19 protein-coding genes are annotated in these 23,860 nt (G+C 30.9%); 16 read left to right on the plus strand and 3 right to left on the minus strand.

Features of this window, described 5'->3' with window-relative positions:
* Positions 1 to 8 precede the first annotated feature (8 nt).
* The 5 genes from DEFDS_RS05345 (at position 9) to DEFDS_RS05365 (ending at position 4,995) form a co-directional block, all read left to right on the plus strand.
* Complete coding sequence (locus tag DEFDS_RS05345) at positions 9 to 848, plus strand: branched-chain amino acid ABC transporter permease (protein WP_013007781.1); 840 nt, start codon at positions 9 to 11, stop codon at positions 846 to 848.
* Positions 849 to 856: 8 nt separating this feature from the next.
* Positions 857 to 1,642, plus strand: coding sequence for an ABC transporter ATP-binding protein (locus DEFDS_RS05350; protein ID WP_013007782.1), 786 nt, complete (start codon positions 857 to 859; stop codon positions 1,640 to 1,642).
* Entirely contained in the window at positions 1,629 to 2,333 is a 705-nt protein-coding gene (locus tag DEFDS_RS05355) for an ABC transporter ATP-binding protein (RefSeq protein ID WP_013007783.1), read from the plus strand. Before DEFDS_RS05350 ends, DEFDS_RS05355 begins: the two co-directional genes overlap by 14 nt.
* Positions 2,334 to 2,439: 106 nt before the next feature.
* Positions 2,440 to 4,083, plus strand: coding sequence for an L-glutamate gamma-semialdehyde dehydrogenase (pruA, locus tag DEFDS_RS05360; protein WP_013007784.1), 1,644 nt, complete (start codon positions 2,440 to 2,442; stop codon positions 4,081 to 4,083).
* A 3-nt stretch (positions 4,084 to 4,086) separates the two neighbouring features.
* Positions 4,087 to 4,995, plus strand: coding sequence for a proline dehydrogenase family protein (locus tag DEFDS_RS05365; RefSeq protein ID WP_013007785.1), 909 nt, complete (start codon positions 4,087 to 4,089; stop codon positions 4,993 to 4,995).
* A gap of 706 nt (positions 4,996 to 5,701) precedes the next feature.
* Here DEFDS_RS05365 and DEFDS_RS05375 read toward each other — a convergent pair.
* The gene (locus DEFDS_RS05375; RefSeq protein ID WP_161595880.1) at positions 5,702 to 7,006 is read right to left on the minus strand and encodes a GGDEF domain-containing response regulator; all 1,305 of its coding nucleotides are present in this window, start codon (positions 7,004 to 7,006) and stop codon (positions 5,702 to 5,704) included.
* Positions 7,007 to 7,080: 74 nt separating this feature from the next.
* Between DEFDS_RS05375 and gltX the strand changes: the two genes are divergently transcribed.
* Together gltX and der are read left to right on the plus strand one after the other, a co-directional pair.
* Positions 7,081 to 8,532: a glutamate--tRNA ligase gene (gene gltX, locus DEFDS_RS05380; protein WP_013007787.1), complete on the plus strand. Its 1,452-nt coding sequence runs from the start codon at positions 7,081 to 7,083 to the stop codon at positions 8,530 to 8,532.
* Between the two features lie 8 nt (positions 8,533 to 8,540).
* Positions 8,541 to 9,857, plus strand: a complete 1,317-nt coding sequence (der, locus tag DEFDS_RS05385) for a ribosome biogenesis GTPase Der (RefSeq protein ID WP_013007788.1) — start codon at positions 8,541 to 8,543, stop codon at positions 9,855 to 9,857.
* Between the two features lie 298 nt (positions 9,858 to 10,155).
* Here the strand turns inward: der and DEFDS_RS05390 are convergent, their stop codons facing one another.
* Together DEFDS_RS05390 and DEFDS_RS13365 are read right to left on the minus strand one after the other, a co-directional pair.
* Positions 10,156 to 11,403, minus strand: coding sequence for an NAD(P)/FAD-dependent oxidoreductase (locus tag DEFDS_RS05390; RefSeq protein ID WP_407919193.1), 1,248 nt, complete (start codon positions 11,401 to 11,403; stop codon positions 10,156 to 10,158).
* A 224-nt stretch (positions 11,404 to 11,627) separates the two neighbouring features.
* Positions 11,628 to 13,922 carry an NADP-dependent malic enzyme gene (locus DEFDS_RS13365; RefSeq protein ID WP_013007790.1) on the minus strand — a complete coding sequence of 765 codons (2,295 nt, stop codon included), beginning with the start codon at positions 13,920 to 13,922 and terminating at the stop codon, positions 11,628 to 11,630.
* 113 nt (positions 13,923 to 14,035) lie between these two features.
* On the opposite strand from DEFDS_RS13365, the gene deoC reads away from it, so the two are divergent.
* The 9 genes from deoC to mgtE are packed head-to-tail and all read left to right on the plus strand — an operon-like array spanning position 14,036 to position 23,860.
* The gene (gene deoC, locus DEFDS_RS05400) at positions 14,036 to 14,710 is read left to right on the plus strand and encodes a deoxyribose-phosphate aldolase (RefSeq protein ID WP_013007791.1); all 675 of its coding nucleotides are present in this window, start codon (positions 14,036 to 14,038) and stop codon (positions 14,708 to 14,710) included.
* Positions 14,697 to 15,578 (plus strand): site-specific tyrosine recombinase/integron integrase, encoded by an 882-nt coding sequence (gene xerA, locus DEFDS_RS05405; protein WP_013007792.1) that lies wholly within the window; start codon positions 14,697 to 14,699, stop codon positions 15,576 to 15,578. Before deoC ends, xerA begins: the two co-directional genes overlap by 14 nt.
* 3 nt (positions 15,579 to 15,581) lie before the next feature.
* Complete coding sequence (locus DEFDS_RS05410; RefSeq protein WP_013007793.1) at positions 15,582 to 18,221, plus strand: CBS domain-containing protein; 2,640 nt, start codon at positions 15,582 to 15,584, stop codon at positions 18,219 to 18,221.
* Positions 18,199 to 19,173, plus strand: coding sequence for a PhoH family protein (locus DEFDS_RS05415; RefSeq protein ID WP_013007794.1), 975 nt, complete (start codon positions 18,199 to 18,201; stop codon positions 19,171 to 19,173). Before DEFDS_RS05410 ends, DEFDS_RS05415 begins: the two co-directional genes overlap by 23 nt.
* Positions 19,170 to 19,634 (plus strand): rRNA maturation RNase YbeY, encoded by a 465-nt coding sequence (gene ybeY / locus DEFDS_RS05420; RefSeq protein ID WP_013007795.1) that lies wholly within the window; start codon positions 19,170 to 19,172, stop codon positions 19,632 to 19,634. The genes DEFDS_RS05415 and ybeY overlap by 4 nt, the downstream gene beginning before the upstream one ends.
* Position 19,635: 1 nt before the next feature.
* Complete coding sequence (locus DEFDS_RS05425; protein WP_013007796.1) at positions 19,636 to 20,340, plus strand: diacylglycerol kinase; 705 nt, start codon at positions 19,636 to 19,638, stop codon at positions 20,338 to 20,340.
* A 3-nt stretch (positions 20,341 to 20,343) separates the two neighbouring features.
* Positions 20,344 to 21,618 (plus strand): hemolysin family protein, encoded by a 1,275-nt coding sequence (locus DEFDS_RS05430; protein ID WP_013007797.1) that lies wholly within the window; start codon positions 20,344 to 20,346, stop codon positions 21,616 to 21,618.
* Positions 21,611 to 22,504 carry a GTPase Era gene (era, locus tag DEFDS_RS05435; RefSeq protein ID WP_013007798.1) on the plus strand — a complete coding sequence of 298 codons (894 nt, stop codon included), beginning with the start codon at positions 21,611 to 21,613 and terminating at the stop codon, positions 22,502 to 22,504. The genes DEFDS_RS05430 and era overlap by 8 nt, the downstream gene beginning before the upstream one ends.
* A complete protein-coding gene (gene mgtE, locus DEFDS_RS05440) occupies positions 22,505 to 23,860 on the plus strand; it encodes a magnesium transporter (protein ID WP_013007799.1) in 1,356 nt (451 codons plus the stop codon).

Below are 23,860 nucleotides of genomic sequence, written 5' to 3' on the forward strand. Positions count from 1 at the left end.
GGCTGGCTATGGAATTTTTATCTTTTTTTCAGAATGATTATTTTTTACAAATTGCAACGATGACATGTATTAATATAGTTATTGTTTTAGGGTTAAATTTGATTACTGGCGTTACAGGGCAATTATCTCTTGGACATGCTGCTTTTATGAGTTTGGGTGCATATTGTTCTGCTCTTTTAGCACTTAAACTGAATATGCCATTTTGGGTATGTGTTTCTGCAGGTACTCTTTTTGCTGGTATAATGGGGGCTTTGCTTGGTATTCCTATATTGAGGCTAAGAGGGGACTATTTGGCAATAGCTACTCTAGGGTTTGGTGAAATTGTGAGAGTTGTGATTTTAAATACTCCCATAGCTGGTAGAGCGCTTGGCCTTTATGCAATACCACAATATACAACGTTTTTTATAGCATTATTAGCTGTAATATTGGGTATTATTTTTATGTATCGTTTTGAAAACTCAAGACATGGACTTGCTTTAAGAAGTATTAGAGAAGATGAGATTGCAGCAGAAATGATGGGCGTGGATATTGCTAAATACAAAATATTGGCATTTGCTGTTGGATCAGCTTTCGCAGGTTTAGGTGGATCACTTTATGCACATTTCTTAACATATATAAATCCAAACGATTTTGGATTTATGAAATCGATAGAGCAACTCTGTATGCTTGTTTTAGGTGGTATGGGTAGTATTACTGGTGCAGCTGCAGGTGCTGTTGTTCTTAGTACAGTTCCAGAGCTATTGAGATTTGCTTCTGAGTATAGAATGGTAACTTATGGTGTTGTTTTAATAGTTATGATGATTTTTAGACCTCAAGGATTGTTTGGTAAAATAAGAGTTAATGTATAGGGGCTGATATGAGTGAGGTTATTTTAGAATTAAAAAATGTTTGCATGTATTTTGGTGGTTTAAAGGCTGTAGATGATGTTAGTTTTGATATTAAAAAAGGCGAAATTATGAGTTTAATTGGTCCTAATGGTGCTGGTAAGACAACAATTTTTAATGTTATTACCGGTGTATATGTGCCTACAAGTGGAGAAATATGGTTTAAAAAAGTTTTATTAAATAAATATAAACCACATCAAATAACAAAAATGGGTATAGCAAGGACTTTTCAAAACATTCGTTTATTTAAACAGTTAACTGTTTTAGAAAATATTATATTGGCTATGCATTGTAGAAGAAAAATTGGTGTTATCCAATCAGTTCTAAGATTACCTGGTTATCATAGTGAGTTAAAAAAGGTTACAAAAAGGGCTGAAGAGTTGTTAGATTATATGGGATTGCTGGGTAAGAAAGATGAAAAAGCTGAAAATCTACCTTATGGTGAGCAGAGAAAGCTTGAAATTACAAGAGCTCTTGCAACAGGTGCAGACTTGTTACTTTTGGATGAACCAGCTGCTGGTATGAACCCTCAAGAAACTACAAATTTGATGGAGTTGATTGAAAAAATCAGAAATGAGTTGCAAAAAACAATATTTTTAATAGAGCACGATATGAAATTAGTTATGGGGATTTCTGACAGGATTGTAGTTTTGGATTATGGTAAAAAAATAGCTGAGGGTCTACCTCATGAAATTAGAAACAATAAAAAAGTTATTGAAGCTTATCTAGGAAAAGAGGTGGCAAATGCTACGGCTTGAAAAAGTTCACACAAAATATGGACATATTGAGGCGTTGAAAGGGATAAATTTGCATATAAAAGAGGGGGAGATAGTTACTATAATTGGTGCCAATGGCGCTGGTAAGACTACGACATTAAATACTATTTCAGGGATTTTAAAGCCTTCTGCTGGGAAAATTAAGTTTTTGAATGAGGATATCACAAATCTTACTGCAGATAAAATTGTTGCTAAGGGTATTGTTCAAGTTCCTGAAGGAAGACAGATATTTCCTAATTTGACAGTATATGAAAATTTACTAATGGGTGCTTATTTAAGAAAAGATAAAGTTGAAATTGAAAATGATTTAGAAAAAGTTTATGAGCTTTTTCCTAGACTTAAAGAGAGAAGGGATCAGTTAGGTGGTACCTTATCAGGTGGTGAGCAGCAAATGCTTGCTATTGGTAGAGCTCTTATGAGTAAACCTGTTTTATTACTTCTTGATGAGCCAAGTCTTGGTTTAGCTCCAATTATTGTTGAAAATATCTTTGAAATTATTAAAGAGATAAATTCTCAGGGTACTACTATTTTGCTTGTAGAGCAAAATGCTCATTTGGCATTGTCTATTGCTGATAGAGGATATGTAATGGAAACCGGTAATATTATTATGGAAGATGATGCTAAGGCATTGTTAGATAATGAAGATGTAAAAAAAGCTTATTTAGGGATGTAAAAGCCTGTCTATCAGGCTTTTATATTTTTTTAAAAATTTTGTTCAAAATATTGAAATTTATTTTTTATTTTGATATAATGAACTAAAACTAACGGAGAGGTGCACTATGTTTTTAGTAAATAACAGTATCGTAAAATTACCATATCCAGAAAATGAACCAGTTTATAGTTATGCTCCCGGAACAAAAGAGAGAGAACTTTTGAGAAAGGCTATTGATGAGTTGAGAAATCAGAAAATTGAGATCCCTCTTATCATTGGTGGGAAAGAAGTAAAAACTGGTAAATTAGGAAAGGTTGTATGCCCTCATGACCATAATCATGTATTGGCTGAATATCATATGGCTGGTGAAAAAGAAGTAAAAATGGCTATAGAAGCATCTTTAGAGGCATGGAAAGAGTGGCAGAAATTTAGATGGGAAGAGAGAGCAGCAATCTTCTTAAAGGCTGCAGAGTTGTTGGCTGGTAAATACAGATACCTTTTAAATGCAGCTACGATGCTTTCTGTTAGTAAAAATGTTTTTCAAGCTGAGATAGATTCTGCGTGTGAGTTGATAGATTTTTGGAGATTCAATACTTACTACATGCAGCAAATATATTCTGATCAACCACCTTATTCACCTAAGCCAACATGGAATTATGTTCAACATAGACCATTAGAAGGTTTTATCTTTGCTGTAACGCCATTTAATTTTACATCAATAGGTGGTAACTTACCTACAGCTCCTGCAATAATGGGTAATGTAGTAGTTTGGAAACCTGCTTCCACATCTGTTTATGCACCTTACTTCATTATGAAGTTATTGAAAGAGGCTGGGTTGCCTGATGGAGTTATAAACTTTATTCCAGGTCCTGGCTCAACTGTTGGAAATATAGTTTTAAGAGATCCAAATCTTGCAGGAATACATTTTACAGGTAGTACCGAAGTATTCCAAAATATGTGGAAGGTAGTAGGTGAAAATATTAAAAATTATAAATATTACCCAAGAATAGTGGGTGAGACAGGTGGTAAGGATTTTGTATTTGCTCATAATAGTGCTAATGTTAAAAAATTGGTTACAGCACTTGTAAGAGGTGCTTATGAATACCAAGGGCAAAAGTGTTCTGCTGCTTCAAGAGCATATATACCTAAATCTATCTGGAATGATGTTAAAGAAATGATGATAGAAGAGATGAAAACGATTAAAATGGGTGGACCTGAAGATTTTACAAATTTCTTTAATGCTGTTATTGATGAAGCTGCATTTGAAAATATAAAATCATATATTGATTATGCTAAAAATTCAAATGAGGCAGAAATTCTTGCTGGTGGAGGCTGTGATAAATCTGTTGGTTATTTCATAGAGCCAACATTGATACAGACTACAAATCCTAAATTTAAGCTTATGGAAGAAGAGATTTTTGGACCAGTTTTAACAGTATATGTTTATGATGATGAAAAATATGAAGAGACATTGGAATTGTGTAACAGTACTTCACCTTATGGTTTAACTGGTGCTATTTTTGGAGAAGATAGAAAAGCTGTTAGCATTGCTCTTGAAAAATTAGAGTATGCAGCTGGTAATTTCTATGTAAACGATAAGCCAACCGGTGCAGTGGTAGGCCAGCAACCATTTGGAGGAAGCCGTGCTTCAGGTACAAATGATAAGGCAGGTAGCTATTTAAACCTTATTAGATGGGTAACTCCTAGAACTATAAAAGAAAATTTTGATGCACCAGAAGATTATAGATATTCATTTATGAATGAGGAGTAAAAAATGGGACTTTTAAACTTTTTGATTTCTAAATCTATTATGTATATTCCAGGCCCAATTGTGGGCCTGTTTGCCAAAAGTTATATTGCTGGCCCAAATCTATATGATGCTGTTAGAGTTACCCATGAGTTGAATAATAAAAATATTATGGCAACTATCGATATATTAGGTGAGTTTATCAGTACAAAAGATGAGGCTAAATATTATAAAGAAAGATGTATAGAAATTTTGGACACTATAGACAAAGAAGGATTGGATGCCAATCTTTCTCTAAAACCTACTCAAATGGGTCTTTTACTCGATAAAAGTTTTGCTTTTGATAATATACGTGAAATTGTAGCGCATGCAAAATCATTAAATAACTTTGTCAGAATTGACATGGAAGATTCACCATGTACTGATGATACATTAGAGTTTTATAGAAAGTTGAGAGAAGAGTTTCCTGGTCATGTTGGTACTGTTTTACAATCTTATTTAAGAAGGACACCTGATGATATTTTGAAATTGGCTGATGGCCCTATGAATTTTAGGTTGTGCAAAGGGATATATAATGAGCCTAGAAAAATTGCTTATAAAGACCCTTATATTGTAAATCGTAACTACACTTATTCTTTAGAATTATTATTGAAAAATAGAGCATACGTAGGTATTGCAACTCATGATGAAAAGCTTGTGTTTGAAGCATTAAGGTTAATTGAAAAGTATGATTATAAAAAAGATGAATATGAGTTTCAGATGCTTCTTGGTGTTGATGAGGAATTAAGAGATATTATCGTTTCTGCTGGTCACAGATTGAGGGTGTATGTTCCTTTTGGTAAAGACTGGTTACCTTATTCAAGAAGAAGGCTAAAAGAAAATCCAAATATCGGTAGACATGCATTAAGACAGCTGTTTGGAATACATGGAAGCTAGAAATTATAGAATATTATAAAATAATTTTGAGATTGCTTCGTTAACGCTCGCACTGAAGACATTTTGGATCATTGCGAGGCAACAAAAGTTACCGAAGCAATCTCATGATTGTGACAATTATTAATATATTAGCTTGATGTGCAATAGCATTCTCATGTATAACTGACAAAATGTAACTGTTAAATTGCTTGGTAATCAATTTGGGTAACTTGAGCAACTATTACTGCAACAATGTGAGGTTATTGCACTGAAATAAATACTAAATATATTAGATTGCTTCGATAACTCTCGCAATGACCAATTTCCCAGTCATTGCGAGGAGCAAATGCGACGAAGCAATCTTATGATTATTATAATTATCAATACATTAGATTATTGTGCAACATCCTCAATGTTATAAAAAATTGAATTTCTAACCGTGGGCGGGGATAATCAAAAGATAAAAAATAATTTCCGTTCACGGTCTTAATTTATTAGTTATTTAAAAAAAGATATTAATAAATTTAAAATGAAACCTGTTAAAAAACCATCAAGAAAGGCCCAAATTACACCTATAAATATTCCTGTTAATTTGTTTTCATCAAATCCTATATAGACTAACTTTGTATATTTTATTAATGTCTTGCTTGTTTTGTTTTTATTAAATATTTGTACCAAACAGAAAATTATTGTATAAATGGATGCAAATATAAATCCTAATCTCATATCATTTTATATTTAGCTCTGACCCATCTAAGAGTAAAAATGCCTGATTTCTTCCATTGTTTTTTGCTTTGTAAAGCATATCATCGGCACATTTAATGATTTCGTTGTCAGTTTTATATTTTTTTGTAAAATTGCAGCATCCAATACTTATGGTAAATGTAATTTCATCTTCTTCATATTTGTATTTAAATTTTCTTATATTATTTAAGAGCTTAGAAATGATTATTGGTAAATTTTCTGATGGGGTATTTGGAATTAGACATAAAAATTCTTCTCCTCCAAACCTTCCGATAATATCAGTTTTTCTTAGTGTCTCTTTTAAAATTTTAGATAAATTTATTAATATTTCGTCTCCGATATCGTGCCCATATGTATCATTTATCCTTTTAAAATGGTCTATATCAAGGATCATTACAGCAAATGGTACTAGGTATCTTTTATAGTTTGAAATTAAAATATTCAACTGTTCTATTATAAACCTTCTGTTATACAGTCCTGTTAAAGGATCTGTTGTAGCTTTTTCGAATAACTCTTTGTTAATCTTGTCTAACTCATCATTTATCTTTTTTACTTTTATATTATTTATAATTTTTAATAACAATTCTTCTGTTGAATAAGGTTTTATAATATAATCATCAGCACCAATTATCATTAATGTTCTAAGTAGAGAATTTTCTCTTGCTGAAGTTTGTATTATAATTCTTGTATTTTTTAGCTCTTTGTATTTTCTAATGATTTTTGTTACTTCAATTCCATCTAACTCGTCCATATAGACATCTAATATACAGATATCAGGTTTTGAGTGAGGTAATGTTTCGATAAATTCGCGTGGGTTTTCAAATAAAATGTATTTTGATTTTGTTTGTTTTAACACATTTTCTATAAAATATAGTTGAGTTTTACTATCATCAATTGCAACTATAAATGAGTTTGAAAGATCTATATTTGAATACAATTCTATAATTTCATTAATATCTTCAATTATCGATTCATCTATCTTATCTCTTTCTAAAATATCAAATATACCAAAAGTATAAGCATCATATTTTGAAATTGTTTTAGGATCAGATGTAATTAAAAGAATAGGTATAAAAATATCGTTTACTTTTAATAATTCGGCTAGTTTAAAAGCATTTCCATCTGTTAATTCAAAACCGCAAATTAAAAGATCTACGCTATTGTTTTTTAAATAATTTATTGTTTCGGCAATTGATGAGAATTGTATTATTTCAAAATGATCTGATAAAATGTTTTCTAAAAGAATTCTTGACACTTTAGAAGCATCTGCTATAAGTATTTTTTTCATCATCATAAATAAACCATTAAGTTAAAAGTATTTTAATATATTTATGATAAATAATCAATAATTTTGGAGGGATTATGTCTGTAAGAGTTAGATTTGCTCCGAGTCCAACAGGGCATATACATGTTGGCAACGTAAGAACGGCATTATTTAATTATCTTTTTGCAAAACACAATAATGGGAAATTTATACTTAGGATAGAAGATACTGATTTGGAAAGATCTACAAAGGAGAGTGAAAATTTGATATATGAAGATCTTCAATGGCTTGGTTTAGATTGGGATGAAGGACCTATAAAGGGTGGAGATTATGGACCATATAGACAGACTGAAAGATTTGATATTTACAAAAAGTATGTAGATAAGCTTTTAGAAGAAGGGAAAGCTTACAAGTGTTTTTGTAGTAAAGAAGAGCTTGAAGAGAAGAAAGAAAGAGCATTGAAAGAGGGGAAACCACCTAGATATAATGGCAAATGCAGGAATTTAAACGAAAACCAGATAGAAGAATTGGAGAAAAAAGGGGTAAAACCTTCTATAAGATTTAAAGTTGAAGATGAGGATGTTGTTGTTAATGATTTGATAAAAGGGGAAATAACTTTTAATACAGATGCATTTGGGGATTTTATTATTGTAAGACCAGATGGAACCCCTGTTTATAACTTTGTTGTTGTTATAGATGATGCTTTAATGAAAATAACACACGTTATAAGAGGGGATGACCATTTAAGTAATACACCAAAACAAGTACTTATTTATAAAGCTTTAGGCTTTGATATCCCTTATTTTGCACATATCCCAATGATTTTAGGGCCTGATCATTCAAAATTAAGCAAAAGACATGGGGATACAAGTGTAAATCAATTTAGAGAAAAAGGCTATTTACCAGAGGCGTTGTTTAATTATTTAGCTTTACTTTCATGGTCTCATCCTGAAGAGAAGGAAATTTTATCAAAAGATGAATTGATAAAGAGCTTTACTCTTGATAGGGTATCAAAAAGTGCAGCGGTTTTTGATTTTGAAAAGCTTAAATGGATAAACGGTATTTATATTAGAAATAAGGATATTAAAGAGCTTACAAAATTGTGTATTCCATTTCTGTTAAAATCAGGATTGATAGATGAAGATTTTATTAATACATCTTTTAATAGGCTTGCAAATATGGTCGAGTCTATACGTGATAACCTGGAAGTTTTATCAGATGTAACAAAATATATTGGAGTATATTTTAAAATGGAAACTGATTTTGATGATGCCACAAAAGAAATTTTATCTTATGAAACAACAAAACCTGTTTTAGAAACATTTAAGAAAAATATTGAGAATTTGGAAATTTTGGATGTAGATAATTATAAATCTATCATAAAAGCGGTTCAAAAAGAAACTGGAGCTAAAGGTAAAAAACTTTTTATGGCAATTAGAGTAGGAGTTTCTGGAAAAATAAAAGGTCCAGAGCTTGATAAACTTGTTATTAATCTTGGAAAAAATGAAGTAATAAATAGAATTAATAAAATATTGGATATGTTAAGTTAGGAGTGTAAATGTTTACAGTTGGGATTATTGGTAGACCAAATGTTGGCAAGTCTACCCTTTTTAATAGATTGGCAGGTAAAAGGATTGCTATAGTCGATGATATGCCTGGTGTTACAAGGGATAGGTTAGAATATATCGCTGAATGGGAAGGTAAGAAATTTAAAATAGTAGATACCTGTGGTTATGATCTGAGAGAAGAACTGTTGAAAAAAGAGATGATAAAGCAGTTTTACGCTTCTTTAGATGAAGCAGATTTTTTTGTTTTACTTGTGGATGCTAAAGAAGGGTTACACCCATTAGATGAGATGGTTTGTAATATTTTACGTGAAAGAGAAAAAAAATTTATAGTTGTGGCAAACAAAGTAGATAACGAAAAACTTCAATCTTTTGTAGCTGATTTTTATCAGCTTGGTGTTGAAGAGATAATACCAATCAGTGCTACTCATGGTAAAAATGTTGATATACTTCTTGATAAAATAATAGAAAACTATGTTGAAGATGAAGAGGTTACAGATTTTATTGATAGTATAAAAGTTGTAGTTGTAGGACGTCCTAATGTGGGTAAGTCAAGCCTTATTAATAGTTGGTTAGGGGATGAAAGGTTGATTGTTACTCCAATTCCTGGCACTACAAGGGATAGTGTGGATACTTATTTTGAGTATAATTCAAAAAAATATACATTGATAGATACTGCTGGAATAAGAAAAAAATCTGTTATGTTTAAAGATAAGATCGAGAAGTATGGATTTTACAGAAGTTATGATGCAATTAGACGAGCAGATATTGCTGTAGGGTTAATTGATGCTACGGAGGGGGTTACAGAGAGAGATGTAAAAGTAATTGCAGATGCTTATGAAGCTGGAAGGCCAGTTGTTTTAGCTATAAACAAGTGGGATGCTATTAATAAGGATGAAAAGGTTGGTAAAAAATTTAAAGAAGAAATAGCCGAAAAATTTAAATTTTTAAATAATCCCCCAGTAATATTTATATCTGCTTTAACAAGAAAAAATATATTCAAGATATTTGATGCTGTTGATAACCTTTATGCTGAATACTCTAAGAGGATTCAGACTTCAAAGCTTAATAAACTTTTAGAACATGTTCAAATGCTTCATCAACCACCAGTAGTAAAAAATAGAAGAGTGAAATTTTATTATATGACTCAGGTAGATATAAAACCACCGCATTTTGTTATTTTTGTAAATTATCCAGATTCAGTTCATTTTTCATATAAAAGGTTTATCGTTAACCAATTAAGAGAAAATTTTGGATTTAAAGGTGTACCATTAATAGTAAGTTATAGAAAACGTGGTGAAGAAACATAACTATAGATTATTACGAAATTGATTAAGTTGATATAGGTTAACATTATCATGAGTCTAATTTTTCTGCCATTAAAATTTAAATTTTTTGATAAATATTAATGATATTGCGGGGTAATAACAGTTCAATATATAAGATGAGGATGTTGCACAATAGACTAACATATTGATAATTATCACAATCATGAGATTGCTTCGTCGCATTTGCTCCTCGCAATGACTGGGAAATTGGTCATTGCGAGGCAACAAAAGTTGCCGAAGCAATCTCATGGAAATATTTTTTAATAAACAATATTTTCAATTATTTTTCATCATCAATTATTAAACGTGCTCCCTTTTTAAAAGTAATATATGACCATGCCCATTGTAGAGTAACAAAAATTCTATTTTTAAAGCCTGTTAAATAGAGGATATGAACAAAGATCCAGGTAATCCATGCTAAAAATCCTGATAACTTGAGATTTCTAATCTCTGCTATTGCCTTACTTTTCCCTATTGTTGCAAGTTGCCCTTTATCAAAATAAACAAACTCTTCTCTTTTTTTATTCTTTAAATCATTTATAATCTGTTTTGCTACATGTTTACCTTGTTGCATTGCAACTGGTGCTATCCCAGGTAAAGGCTCTCCATTTTGTATAAAGTGAGCTAAATCACCACATACGAACACTTCTGGGAAATTTTTGAGACTTAAATCGTTTGCAGTAAATACCCTACCCATTTTATCCTTTTCGGAGGGGATTATTGATGATAAACTATTAGCTTTTATCCCTGCAGCCCAGATAACAGTTGCTGCTTCTATTTGTTCATTCCCGATTTTTATACTATCGTCGGTGATTTCTGTCACAAGACTATTTGTCCATACTTGCACACCAAGAGATTCTAAATCTTTGACTGCTTTACTAGTGAGATTTTCATCAAATGAAGGCAATATTCTTTTCCCAGCTTCAATTAATAAAATTCTTGATAAACGTGGATCTATATTTCTAAAATCTTTAGCTAAGGTTATTCTTGTCATTTCGCCTATTGCACCTGCAAGTTCTACACCAGTGGGGCCACCACCAATAACGATAAATGTTAAGTATTTTTTCATCTCTTGATCGCTTGTAGCTTTTTCAGCCATTTCAAAAGCGTTTAAGATTTTATTCCTTAATATTTGTGCATCTTTTAACGTTTTCAATGTAGGTGCAAATTTTTTCCATTCTGTATTTCCAAAGTAGTTTTCTTCTGCTCCAGCGGCAATTATTAAATAGTCGTAGTATAATCTTTTTGATTTTGTTATTACCACTTTTTCTTTAAAATCTATATTTTCTACAGTATCTTTATATACTGTTACATTTTTCTGTTTTCTAAATATACTTCTGATAGGGTAGGCAATATCTGATTCATTAAGGCCTGCAGTTGCAACTTGGTATAATAAAGGTTGGAAAAGGTGATGGTTTTTTTTATCTATGATTGTGACATCAATTTCTTTATATTTTGAAAGCTGCTTTGCTGCATTTAAGCCAGCAAAACCTGCCCCAATAATTATAACCTTCTTTTTCAAATTCACTCCTTATGTTTTTGGAATTTATAGATTAGAATAATTATAAATTCAAGTGAATTTTGATTCGAAAGTATTGAATAATAATCTAATTTGGTAAGATTTTGTGTAAATTTGAGATTGCTTCGGCAAACTTATATTGCTTCGCAATGACAACATAGTGCTGTCATTGCGAGCATTAGCGAAGCAATCTCAAAAATTTCTGATTAATTAATTTAATATACTTAAATTAGTTATAAACATATTTTTTCTTTATTAACCCTTTTCCATTCTGCATCTACTACAGCAATGGCTGCCATATTAACTATTTCGTTAACTTCACTTCCTCTTTGTAACACGTGAACAGATTTACAGAATCCCTGAAGAATTGGACCTATTGCTATGCCGTTACCCAATCTGTATAAAAGCTTATAAGCGATATTACCAGCTTCTAGATTTGGGAAAATTAATATATTTGCGTCCCCTTTAATTTCTGAGAAAGGAAAAGCTTCTTCAGCTATTGGTGGGTATGTTGCGGTGTCTGCTTGCATATCACCATCAATTGTAATTTGTGGAAATTTTTCTTTAACTATTTTCATAGCTTCAGCAACTTTTATAGTTCTTGGGATACGAACACTACCAAAGTTTGAAAAGCTAAGCATAGCAATTTTTGGTTCAATACCAAATTTTTCTACAGTTTCAGCAGACTGAATAGCAATTTGTGCTAATTGATCAGCATCAGGATCAATATTAACTGTTGTGTCTGCACATAAAACTAATCTGTTTTTAAATACCATGAAATAAGAACCAGAAGGAACAGTGTAACCCTTTTGTAAACTCATTGTTTCTAAAATTGGCTTAATTGAGTCACCATAACTTCTTGAGTATCCGGTTAACATACAATCAGCTTCACCATTTAGTACCATTAAAGCTCCAAAGTAATTATAAATTTTTGATAAACGTCTTTTTGCTTCTATATAAGTCATACCTTTTCTTTGTCTCATTTCAAAAAGTTGATTTGTATATTCTTCTAGTTTATCTGATTTTGCAGGTTCTATTATTTCGCATCCAGTTAAGTTGATATTATATGTTTTTGCTAGTTCAAGAATATTTTCTTTATTACCTAAAAGTATTGGTGTACCAAAACCTTCTTCTACAATTTTTTGTGCAGCTCTTAATACTTTTTCAAAATCACCTTCTGGTAAAACGATACGTTTAGGTGTTTGTTTAGCAATATGAATAATTTCTCTAGTGAATTCTTTAGCAAAGGAAAGTCTTGATTCAAGATAATCTTTATATTTTTCAAAGTCAGTTATTGGTTTCCTGGCGACCCCAGAATCCATTGCCGCTTTTGCTACGGCAGGTGCAACCCAAGTAAGAACTCTTGGGTCGAAAGGTTTTGGAATAATATAATCTTTTCCAAATTCTATTCTTTCTACTCCATAAGCTTTACAAACGTTTTCTGGAACGTCCTCTTTTGCTAAAGCAGCAAGGGCTTTAACAGCTGCTACTTTCATGTCCTCATTTATCTCTTTTGCTCTAACGTCTAATGCACCTCTAAAAATAAAAGGGAAACCTAAAACGTTGTTGACTTGGTTTGGATAATCAGATCTTCCCGTTGCCATAATGGCATCGCCTCTAACCTCGGCTACCTCTTCTGGAGTAATTTCTGGGTCTGGGTTAGCCATAGCCATTATTATTGGGTTTCTGTTCATCATTTTTACCATTTTCTTGGTAACAGCACCTTTTACAGAAACACCTAAGAATACATCAGCACCATCCATTGCATCTTCAAGTGTTCTTTTATCAGTATCGTTTGCAAATTCTTCTTTGTATTTATTCATCCCTTCTTTTCTACCTTTATAGATTACACCTTTAGAGTCGCAAAGGTATATATTCTCTTTTTTTGCACCCAAGGATAGAACTAGTTTAGCTATTGCTATACCTGCAGCACCAGCTCCATTTATTACAATTTTAACTTCATCGATCTTTTTGTTTACGAGTTCTAACGCATTTATTAACGCAGCTGCACAGATAATGGCTGTACCATGCTGATCATCATGAAATACTGGTATTGAAAGTTTCTTTTTTAGCTCTTCTTCTATATAGAAACAATCAGGTGCTTTTATATCCTCAAGATTGATTCCACCAAATGTTGGCTCTAATAGTTCACAAACTTTTATAACATCATCAGGATTTTGAGAATTAACTTCAATATCAAAAACATCAACATCTGCAAATCTTTTAAAAAGTACACCTTTACCTTCCATTACCGGTTTTCCTGCGAGAGCACCTATATTACCAAGCCCTAAAACTGCGGTACCATTAGATACCACTGCGACTAAGTTCCCTTTTGCTGTATATTCAAAAGCTAAATCAGGATTTTTTTCTATTTCTTCACAAGGAATTGCGACTCCTGGAGTATATGCCAATGATAAATCTCTTTGTGTATAACATGGTTTAGTGGGGACTACTTCGATTTTGCCAGGCCTGGCACCTGCATGATATTCTAATGCTTCCTCTTTTGTTATTTTACCTTTCTTTTCCATCATTACCTCCATAATTTAATTGCATTTGCAATTTTATTTTAGTAAACTATAAATCAACTAAAATAATATGTAAATAGAAAATTTGTATAAAATATGAAGGAGGACTCATTATTATGAAATATGATAATTTTGTTCAGCAAGTTATAGAAAAAATTGATATCACATACTTGAAAGCAGATATAACAAAATCTATAGTAAACAGATATGTGGAGCTATGTGAAACGTATAATTTTTATGGATTATGTATACCAATAGCACAATATATTGAGAATAAAGAAAATATATTAAAAATAAACTCTAAAAAAGTAACTGTTATAGGTTTCCCGTTCGGTTGTGATCCTATAGATTTTAAGTTAAATCAGATTGCTTATATAAAAGATCTGGGTATAGATGAATATGATGTGGTAATGAATGTGTCAAAATTTCTAGAAGGGGACTATAAATATGTAAAGAATGAGTTAACTAAAATTCGGGAATTTATTAATAATAAAATTATGAAGGTCATTATTGAAACATGTTATCTAAATCAAGAACAGATTATTGACGTTGTAAATATTTTAATAGATGTCGGTGTAGATTATGTAAAAACCAGTACTGGCTTTGGACATAGTGGAGCGAAATTAGAAGATATTGAATTGATTAAAAAGAATTTTGATGGTAAAATAAAAATCAAAGCTTCGGGTGGAATAAAAACGTTTGAACAAGCAAAATCTTTTATTGATGCTGGAGCGGATAGATTAGGAATGAGTAATGTAGATGATATTTTGAGAAGATATGAATGTGGATAGTAATTTTAAACATTATTTATTAGTTGAAGAATATTTAAGTGAGAATACTATTAAAGCTTATTTAAGTGATGTAAAAGCATTTTTGGATTTTGTTAAAATTAAAAAATACGACATTAAGTCTGAAGATACAGTCATTTCTTATATCAAGAATTTAATCAAAAAATCTTATTCAATAGAATCTATATTAAGAAAAATATCGAGTATTTCTGTTTATTATGATTATTTAATTAAAGAGAAAGTTATAGATAAAAATCCTGTTTTGTTAATAGATAAACCTAAAAAGTGGTTTAAATTACCTGACTTTTTAAATGAGGATGAAATTTTAAAAATTTTAGACACTGTAGATAAAAGTACTCCGCATGGATTTAGAGATTATATCATAATAAATATGCTTTATACTTCTGGTATGAGAATAAGTGAGCTTGTAAATATTGAAGTAAGTAATTGTGATTTTAGAAGAGGGATTATTAGAATAAAAGGGAAAGGTGGGAAAGAAAGATTTGTTCCAATTCATAAGAAATTAATTGAAGAGCTAAATAAATATCTTGAAATTAGGCATAATTATTTTGTAAAAGGTAGGGATAATGGGTATCTATTTTTGAATAAATTTGGAAATAAATTGAGCAGGGAGTATTGTTGGAAAATTGTAAGGAAATATGCTGAAATGGCAGGAATAAAGAAAAAAGTTTCACCTCATGTTTTTAGACATACATTTGCAACACATCTTTTAAAAAATGGTGCTGATTTGAGGGTGATACAGATGCTGCTTGGCCATTCGTCAATTTTGACTACAGAGATTTATACTCAGCTGGATGATGATTCACTAAGAAATAGTTTATCAATACATCATCCACGCTTTAAGAGGTAATGTTTGAAGATAGTATTGACTCATATAAGCCCAGATTTTGATGCTTTTGCAAGCGCTTATACAGCATTAAAGTTGTATGATGCTGATTATTTTGTCTATACTACTGGCTTTGATGATGCTATTAAAAAATTTATCAGAGATTATCAGCTTGATATCCCGCTAATTCATTTAAATGAATTAGATACATCAAATATTGAAACAATCATTATTACAGATTGCAAAATTAGGGAAAGATTGGGTGATGCAGCTAATTTACTTTCAAAAGCAAAAAAAATTATAATTTATGATCATCATCCTGTAAGTGGTAGAGATATAGATGCTGATGAAGAGTTTATTTTTAATTTTGGTTCAACATCAACGATTATTACAGAAAGAATAAAAATTAGAGGCTTAAAACTTGATATAGCAACAGCGACATTACTATTGTTAGGTATTTATGAAGATACTGGATTTTTATCCTTTAGCAATACGACTCCGAGGGATTTATATGCTTCAGCATTTTTGTTGGAAAATGGAGCAGATATTTCAGTATTACAGATATATTTGCAAAGAGATTTAAGTAAACAGCATATTTTTATATTGAATCAGCTTTTACAAAATTTAAATGTTTTGAGAGTTGCATCGTTTTCGATAGGTATTGCTCATGCCAGTTATGATGAATATGTGCCTGAAGTAGCTGTTTTAGCAAATAAAATTTTAAACTTAGAAGGTTTAGATGCTTGTTTGTTATTAATCAGAATTGAAGATAGAGTATTGTTTGTAGGAAGAAGTAAGGTAGATGAAATTGATGTAAGTAAAGTAGCAGAGGGTTTTAAAGGGGGTGGACACCCTTATGCTGCAAGTGCAGTTATAAAAGATATGACTTTGCAGGAATCTTTAGAGAAACTTAGTTATTTGATAGAAGAAAATATTAAACCTATAAAATTTGCTATGGACTTTATGACATCACCTGTTAAATACATTGATGTTGATAGTAAGTTTGAAGAAGCTTTAGATATTTTTATGAAATATAATTTAAACGGGATGCCAGTTGTAAAAGATGGTAAAACAGTTGGATTGATCTCAAGAAAAGATATTTTACAAGGTATGAAGCACGGTTTAAAAAATGAAAAAGTTAGTTCTATTATGCAAACTGAGTTTTTTACTGTAAAACCAGATACCCCTTTTTCTGTTGTAGAAGATATTATTTTGGAAAAAAGACAAAAACTTGTTCCTGTTGAAGAAGATGGTAGGTTGGTCGGGGTAATAACAAGAACTGATTTTCTAAGGGCTATGGCTGAGTTAAATAAAACTCCAAAATATATTTTGGGTAGAATATCGAGCATTGATAGTAAGAGATTTAGAAATGTTAAGCACTTAATGAAGGATAGATTACCTGGAAAGATATATAATATCTTAGTTGAAATCGGAGTATTAGCTGATCAAGTTGGAATGAATGCATATGTGGTTGGTGGGTTCGTACGTGATTTAATTATGAAAATAGAAAATTTTGATATAGATATTGTTGTTGAAGGTGATGCAGTTGTTTTAGCAAAAAAGTTTGCAAAATTGAAGAATGCAAAAGTATCAGTACATTACAAATTCAAAACTGCTGTAGTTATTTTACCTGATAATTTTAGAATTGATTTTGCAACTGCAAGATCTGAGTATTACGATTTCCCAGCAGCTGCTCCAAAAGTTGAAGATTCTTCAATAAAGATAGATCTTTACAGAAGAGATTTTACCATAAATACTATAGCAATTAAATTAAACAAAGAAGATTTTGGTGCATTGGTAGATTATTTTGGTGCTCAGTCTGATATTCGGGATAGGAAAATTAGGGTTTTACACAATTTGAGTTTTGTAGATGATCCATCCAGGATTTTTAGAGCTATTAGATTTGCTGTAAGATACAATTTTGATATAGGGCCCCATACAGAAAGGTTGCTTAAACATGCAATTAATTTAAAACTCATTGATAGAATTGTTGGGCAAAGATTATTTTTAGAAATAAAATATATTTTATGCGAAAAAGAATATCTTAAAGCATTGAACATGATGAAAAATTATGGAATATTAAAATTTTTTAGTAATTCAATAAACTTTTCTGAGGAAAGTTTAGAGATTTTTAAGTTTTTGGATAAATTGATTAACTGGTATAGTGTTCAAATTAATAGAAATATTGAAATCTGGATACCAAGATTTAATTTACTGTTTCACTCATTGAAAAGAGGCGAGTTTATTAAATTGCTAGAACGTTTTGAATTTAATTCTAATTATAAAAAATATTTTGCTTCTCAGGTTTTTAAATCGAGGAATGCTGCAATTAGGTTAAAGAAAAACAAGAATATAACAAATTCTTATATATACAACACCTTAAAGGATCTTGAGGATGAGTTTGTTTTATATTTATCTGCTATATTGGGTGAAAAGTTTGAGAATCTTATAAAAAAATACTATACTTATATTAAAGAGATAAAACTAGAAATAAATGGAAATGATTTAAAAGATTTAGGGTATAAACCCTCTGAAAAATTTAAGTATGTTTTAGATAAGTTATTGGAATTAAAGTTAGATGGTGTTATTTTAAATAAAGGAGATGAGATAAAATATGCAAAAAAATTATTTGAGGAGATAGAGAGTGGAAGAAACAGTGGAAATTAAGAGAGTAGTATCAGTTGAAGAGCAGATTCTACCCATTCTATTAGGTTCGAATGATGATAACTTAAAGCTAATAAAAAAGAAAATGGATGTAAAAATAGTTGTTAGAGGTTCTGATTTTATTATTGTAGGTGATTATGAAAATGTCGAAAAAACAACTAAGTTACTTGATCATTTAAAACATGTAGCTCTAGTTAGAGATATAAATAGTAATGATGTAACAGATGCTATAAATATGATTAGCAGCCATAAAGACGAAAACATTTCTGCAGTTTTAACTGACCATGTGAAAGTAGCTGGTTTTGTTAAAAAAGTTGTACCTAAGACAAAAGTGCAGCATGATTATATAAATGCGATTAGGGATTATGATATTGTTTTTGGTATTGGGCCGGCTGGTACAGGGAAGACATATTTGGCTATGGCTATGGCAATAAATTTGTATCTGAATAAAATGGTAAACAGGATTATTTTAACTAGACCAGCTGTAGAGGCTGGAGAAAGATTAGGGTTTTTACCTGGTGATATAGAAGATAAAATTACTCCTTATTTGAGACCACTTTATGATGCTTTATACAGTATGCTGAGTATTGACAAGACAGCAAAGTTAATAGAAAAAGGGGTTATAGAGCTTGCGCCACTTGCTTTTATGAGAGGCAGGACTTTAAATGATTCTTTTGTTATCCTTGATGAAGCGCAAAACACAACTGTGGAACAAATGAAAATGTTTCTCACAAGGTTAGGATTTAATTCTAAAGCTGTAATTACTGGGGATATAACACAAATCGATTTACCTAAAGATAAGCAGTCAGGTCTTGTTGTAGTAAAAGAGATATTAAAAGATGTAAAAGGGATTAAGTTTATTAGTTTTACCGAAAAAGATGTTGTAAGACATCCTTTGGTGCAAAGAATAATCAAGGCTTATGAAAAATATGAAATGGAAGGTAACAAAAGTTGAGTAACAAGATAAAGTTAAACATATTGATTAATAAAAAGAATCCTGTACAAGTCTCTGATGATTTCTTTTATAAAGTTTCTGAACTTGTTTTTGAGCAGATAAACTATCCCTTATCTGAAGCTGAGATTTCTTTGTTGTTGACCAACAGTGAAGAGATAAAAATTTTAAATAAAAATTTTAGAGATAAAGATTACCCTACCGATGTTTTATCGTTTCCAATGAATGATGAATGTTTAGAGGATAGTATCCTTGGTGATATTGTAATTAATTTAGACAAGGTGGAAGAATATAGTAAAGAAAATGACATACCTTATGAAAGAGAGTTGGCATTTTTGTATATCCATGGATTGCTTCATCTACTTGGTTATGATCACGAAATAAATGAAGAGGAAGAGAAAATTATGTTTGATTTACAAGAGGATATTCTGAAAAAAGCTATCAATCAAGGTGTTTGTGGCTAAAATGAAATCAGATAGTTGGTGGAAATCTGTTGGTTTTGCAATAGAAGGGATTATTTATGCTGTTAGGCATGAGAGGAATCTAAGGATACATATAGCATTAGCAGTTTTAGTTCTTTTTGTTGCACTATTTTTTAAGCTTAAATTTTTGGAGTATATAATTTTAGCAATTACAATTTCTTTGGTGATTGCTGCAGAATTATTTAATACTGCAATTGAGTATACAATCGATTTTGTTTGTAAAGAGAAATGCAGTGAAGTAAAACATATCAAAGATGTTGCTGCTGGTGCGGTACTTACTACAGCTTTTGGTGCAGTATTTGTTGGTTATTTTGTTTTATTTGACAAAATAAAGGAATATGCAGGTTTTGCTTTAAAAAGATTGCCAGATTTGCCATCTCATTTGGCGGTTATGTCTTTAGTAATTACAGTATTGTTCGTTGTTATTTTAAAAGCAATTTTTGGCAAAGGGGAACCATTACATGGTGGGATGCCATCTGGGCATGCTGCTACAGCTTTTTCAGTATTTATTTCAACTATTTATTTAACAAAGAATATTACAGAAATTTTATTGGTATTTTTATTAGCTATTTTGGTTAGCCAATCAAGGGTTCAGCTTGGTATTCACAATACAAAAGAAGTAGTTGTAGGAGCTTTTTTAGGTGCATCTGTTACATATTTGTTGTATAATATTTTTTTAGGAGGGTAAAAATTGGACATAAGTCTTTCAACTGAACTAGTTATTGTAATTGTTTGTTTAATATTTTCGGGTTTCTTTTCTGCAAGTGAGACTGCTTTAACTTCTCTAAGTGAACTAAAGGTAAAACATTTATTAGAAGAAAAAGGGAAAAAAGCTAAAGACTTGGAGTTGTGGTTACTACACCCTAATAAGGTTTTAAATACAATCTTAATTGGCAATAATGTGGTAAATATCTTTGGATCTATTGTAGCAGCTGATTTGGCTGAAAAATATTTTGGTAATAGTCAAATTGCTTTAACAACTGGTGTGATGACCTTTTTAGTTCTAATTTTTGGAGAAATTACGCCAAAAACTTTTGCAAAACATAATGCTGAAATACTATCAATTATTTTCATAAAATTGCTAAAGGTGTTTTATAAATTATTTTACCCTATAACATTTACTTTAAACATGTTTGTGAAACTTTTGATTAAAATAATGGGTGGAAAATTGGAAAATGATAAACCTAAAATAACGGAAGATGAAATTGAGTTTCTTATAAATGTTGGTGAAGAGGAAGGGGTTTTAGAGAACCAGAAAAAAGAGATGTTGCATAACATCTTTGAAATAAGTGATACCTTGGTAAAAGAGATAATGGTTCCACGCACAGAAATGGTGGTTATAAGGATAGATCAAGATATTAATGAAATACTTGATGTTGTCATTGAAACAGAATATTCAAGAATCCCTGTTTATGAAGGTAAGATGGATAATATTATTGGTATTTTATATACAAAAGATTTAATAAAGGAGCTAAGAAAATCATCAAAAGATGTTAATCTCAAGAATATTTTAAGGAAACCATATTTTGTCCCAGAAACAAAAAAAATAGATGATCTGTTAAGAGAGTTTCAGTCAAAACATATTCACCTTGCCATTGTAATAGATGAATATGGTGGAGTTGCAGGTCTAGTTACTTTAGAGGATGTTATTGAAGAGATTGTAGGTGAAATTAGGGACGAATTTGATAAGGAAGAAGAGGATAAGCTTATAAAATTAAGTGACGATACGTTCATAATAGATCCTTTATTAGATATTGATGATTTTTGTGAATATTTTAAATTAGAGAAAGATGAAAGTATGGATGATTATGAAACAGTTGGCGGTTTGATATATTTTATTGCTGGAAAGATTCCTGAAATTGGTGAAGAGTATATTTATAAAAATTTTAAATTTAAAGTTTTGGAAAAATCAGGTAAGAAACTGGAAAAACTTGAGCTTAAAATAATTGGAGATAATAGTGAGTAAAAATAAATTTAAATCTGGTTTTGTTTCGATAATAGGTAGACCGAATGTAGGTAAGTCAACTTTATTAAATAGGCTTTTGGGCGAAAAAGTAAGTATTATTTCAAATAAACCAAATACGACAAGGACAAATATTCAAGGGATTAAAACTGGTGAAGATTATCAAATAATTTTTATTGATACTCCGGGGATTCATAACGCAAAAGATAAAATAAACCGATTAATGGTTCAAAATGCTTTGGATAGCTTGGATATGGTAGATATTGTTTATTTAATGGTTGAGCCTGATGAATTTATCGGAAAAGAGATGAATTTTATTTTGAATGTGTTGAAAAAGTATAATGGGGTAAAGTACTTATTAATTAATAAGGTTGATAAATCAACTAAAACTAGGGCATTGAATATAGCAAATAAAATTTTTGAATATCTTGATTTTAAATATGTTTTACCAATATCTGCATTAAAAGGGATTAATATTGATAAACTTATTTCCTTAACTGTTGAAGATTTGCCTGAGGGTGAAAAAATATTTGATGAAGATTATATTACAAATATTCCTGAGAAACTTTTAATTGCTGAATTTGTAAGGGAGCAGGTTTTTAAAATACTTAAGGATGAAGTCCCTTATGATACTGTTGTGGAGTGTGAATTGGTAGAAGATAGAGGAGATGATTTACTGTATGCTGCTTGCTCTATAATCCTTTCAAGAGAGTCTCAGAAATCAATTGTAATTGGTAAACAAGGGAGAACAATTAAAGAGATTGGTAGGAAAAGTAGAGAAAACTTGGAGAAGTTTTTTGGTGTAAAGGTTTTTCTTGATTTGTGGGTGAAAGTTGTTAATAATTGGCAAGATAAAGATGAGTATTTAAAAATCCAAGGGATATTATAAATGTTGACTCCTGCTTTGAGAGTAAAATTAGAAACTGTTAAAAAGTTAATAAGAAAAAATGCTAAAAACAGTTTGCAAAGGGTTTTGGATAAACTTCATCCTGCTGATATTGCTATAATTATTAAAAATTTAAATGAGTTAGATCGTAAAAAGATTTGGGATGCAATAGAAGATAAATCAAAGATAGCAAGTATTATATTAGAATTAGATGATTCTCAATTAATCGAATTTTTTGAGCCGATGCAGCCAGAAGAAGTTGCTTTGATTTTAAATGAGATGGAAAGTGACGATGCTGCTAATATTTTACGATTATTTGATCAAGATAAAGTAAATGAAATATTGAAATATATGGAAAAAGATGATGTAGAGGCTGTCGAAGAGCTTTTGCACTATCCTGAAGATAGTGCAGGGGCTGTAATGAACCCCAACTTTTTTGCCCTCCATGAAGATACTACGGTTAAAGAAGCCACAAAGGTTTTACATAAAGCAGAAGATGTTGAGATGGTTTTTTATCTTTATGTAATAGATGACGCTGAGAGATTAGTTGGTGTTATCTCATTGAGGCAATTGATATTAAACCCACCTGATAAAAAGTTAAAAGAAATAATGACCACTGATGTGATCAGCGTTACTGTGGATATGGATAGAGAAGATGTGGCGAAGATTGTGGAAAAATATGACTTGTTGGCTGTGCCTGTAGTTGATGAAAATAGAAAATTAGTTGGTATTATTACTGTTGATGACGTTATAGATATTATTCGTGAAGAGGCAACAGAAGATATTTATAAAATGATTGGTACTACTGATGATGAATTGTTGTTGGGGAATAAAGCGTTTAAGATTGCAAAGATAAGACTGCCTTGGTTATTAATAACATTTGTTGGTGAATTGGTTTCAGGTTTTGTAATAACCTTTTTTCAGGGTAAAGTTCATGAGTTTGCAATATTGGCTAGCTTTATGCCACTTGTTATGGCAATGGGTGGGAATGTAGGTACTCAGTCATCTACTATTTTAATAAGAGGGATGGCATTAGGGAAAATTGATAAAAATGAGTTATCCAGGTTTATGTTTAAAGAGGTTAGAGTAGGAATGGTAATGGGATTAATTATGGGGATTTTGCTGGCAATATTTGCTCCTTTCTGGCATGGTGATCCAAAAATAGGGGTTGTTGTTGGATGTGCACTCTTTTTTGCTCTCAGCTTTGCTGCATTTACAGGAACCTTTGTACCTGCCACATTAATTAAATTTAATTTTGATCCTGCTGTTGCTTCTGGGCCTTTTATTTCAACTCTAAACGACATAACAGGTTTAACAATTTATTTTAGTGTTTCACTACTGTTACTATCTGTACTTTGA

This window comes from Deferribacter desulfuricans SSM1, from assembly GCF_000010985.1.
Lineage (GTDB): Bacteria > Chrysiogenota > Deferribacteres > Deferribacterales > Deferribacteraceae > Deferribacter > Deferribacter desulfuricans.

Coding starts and splice junctions, on each gene's coding strand:
- DEFDS_RS05345 (WP_013007781.1), top strand. CDS start 9: ATGGAATTTTTATCTTTTTTTCAGAATGATTATTTTTTACAAATTGCA.
- DEFDS_RS05350 (WP_013007782.1), top strand. CDS start 857: ATGAGTGAGGTTATTTTAGAATTAAAAAATGTTTGCATGTATTTTGGT.
- DEFDS_RS05355 (WP_013007783.1), top strand. CDS start 1,629: ATGCTACGGCTTGAAAAAGTTCACACAAAATATGGACATATTGAGGCG.
- pruA (WP_013007784.1), top strand. CDS start 2,440: ATGTTTTTAGTAAATAACAGTATCGTAAAATTACCATATCCAGAAAAT.
- DEFDS_RS05365 (WP_013007785.1), top strand. CDS start 4,087: ATGGGACTTTTAAACTTTTTGATTTCTAAATCTATTATGTATATTCCA.
- DEFDS_RS05375 (WP_161595880.1), bottom strand. CDS start 7,006: ATGAAAAAAATACTTATAGCAGATGCTTCTAAAGTGTCAAGAATTCTT.
- gltX (WP_013007787.1), top strand. CDS start 7,081: ATGTCTGTAAGAGTTAGATTTGCTCCGAGTCCAACAGGGCATATACAT.
- der (WP_013007788.1), top strand. CDS start 8,541: ATGTTTACAGTTGGGATTATTGGTAGACCAAATGTTGGCAAGTCTACC.
- DEFDS_RS13365 (WP_013007790.1), bottom strand. CDS start 13,922: ATGGAAAAGAAAGGTAAAATAACAAAAGAGGAAGCATTAGAATATCAT.
- deoC (WP_013007791.1), top strand. CDS start 14,036: ATGAAATATGATAATTTTGTTCAGCAAGTTATAGAAAAAATTGATATC.
- xerA (WP_013007792.1), top strand. CDS start 14,697: ATGAATGTGGATAGTAATTTTAAACATTATTTATTAGTTGAAGAATAT.
- DEFDS_RS05425 (WP_013007796.1), top strand. CDS start 19,636: ATGAAATCAGATAGTTGGTGGAAATCTGTTGGTTTTGCAATAGAAGGG.
- mgtE (WP_013007799.1), top strand. CDS start 22,505: ATGTTGACTCCTGCTTTGAGAGTAAAATTAGAAACTGTTAAAAAGTTA.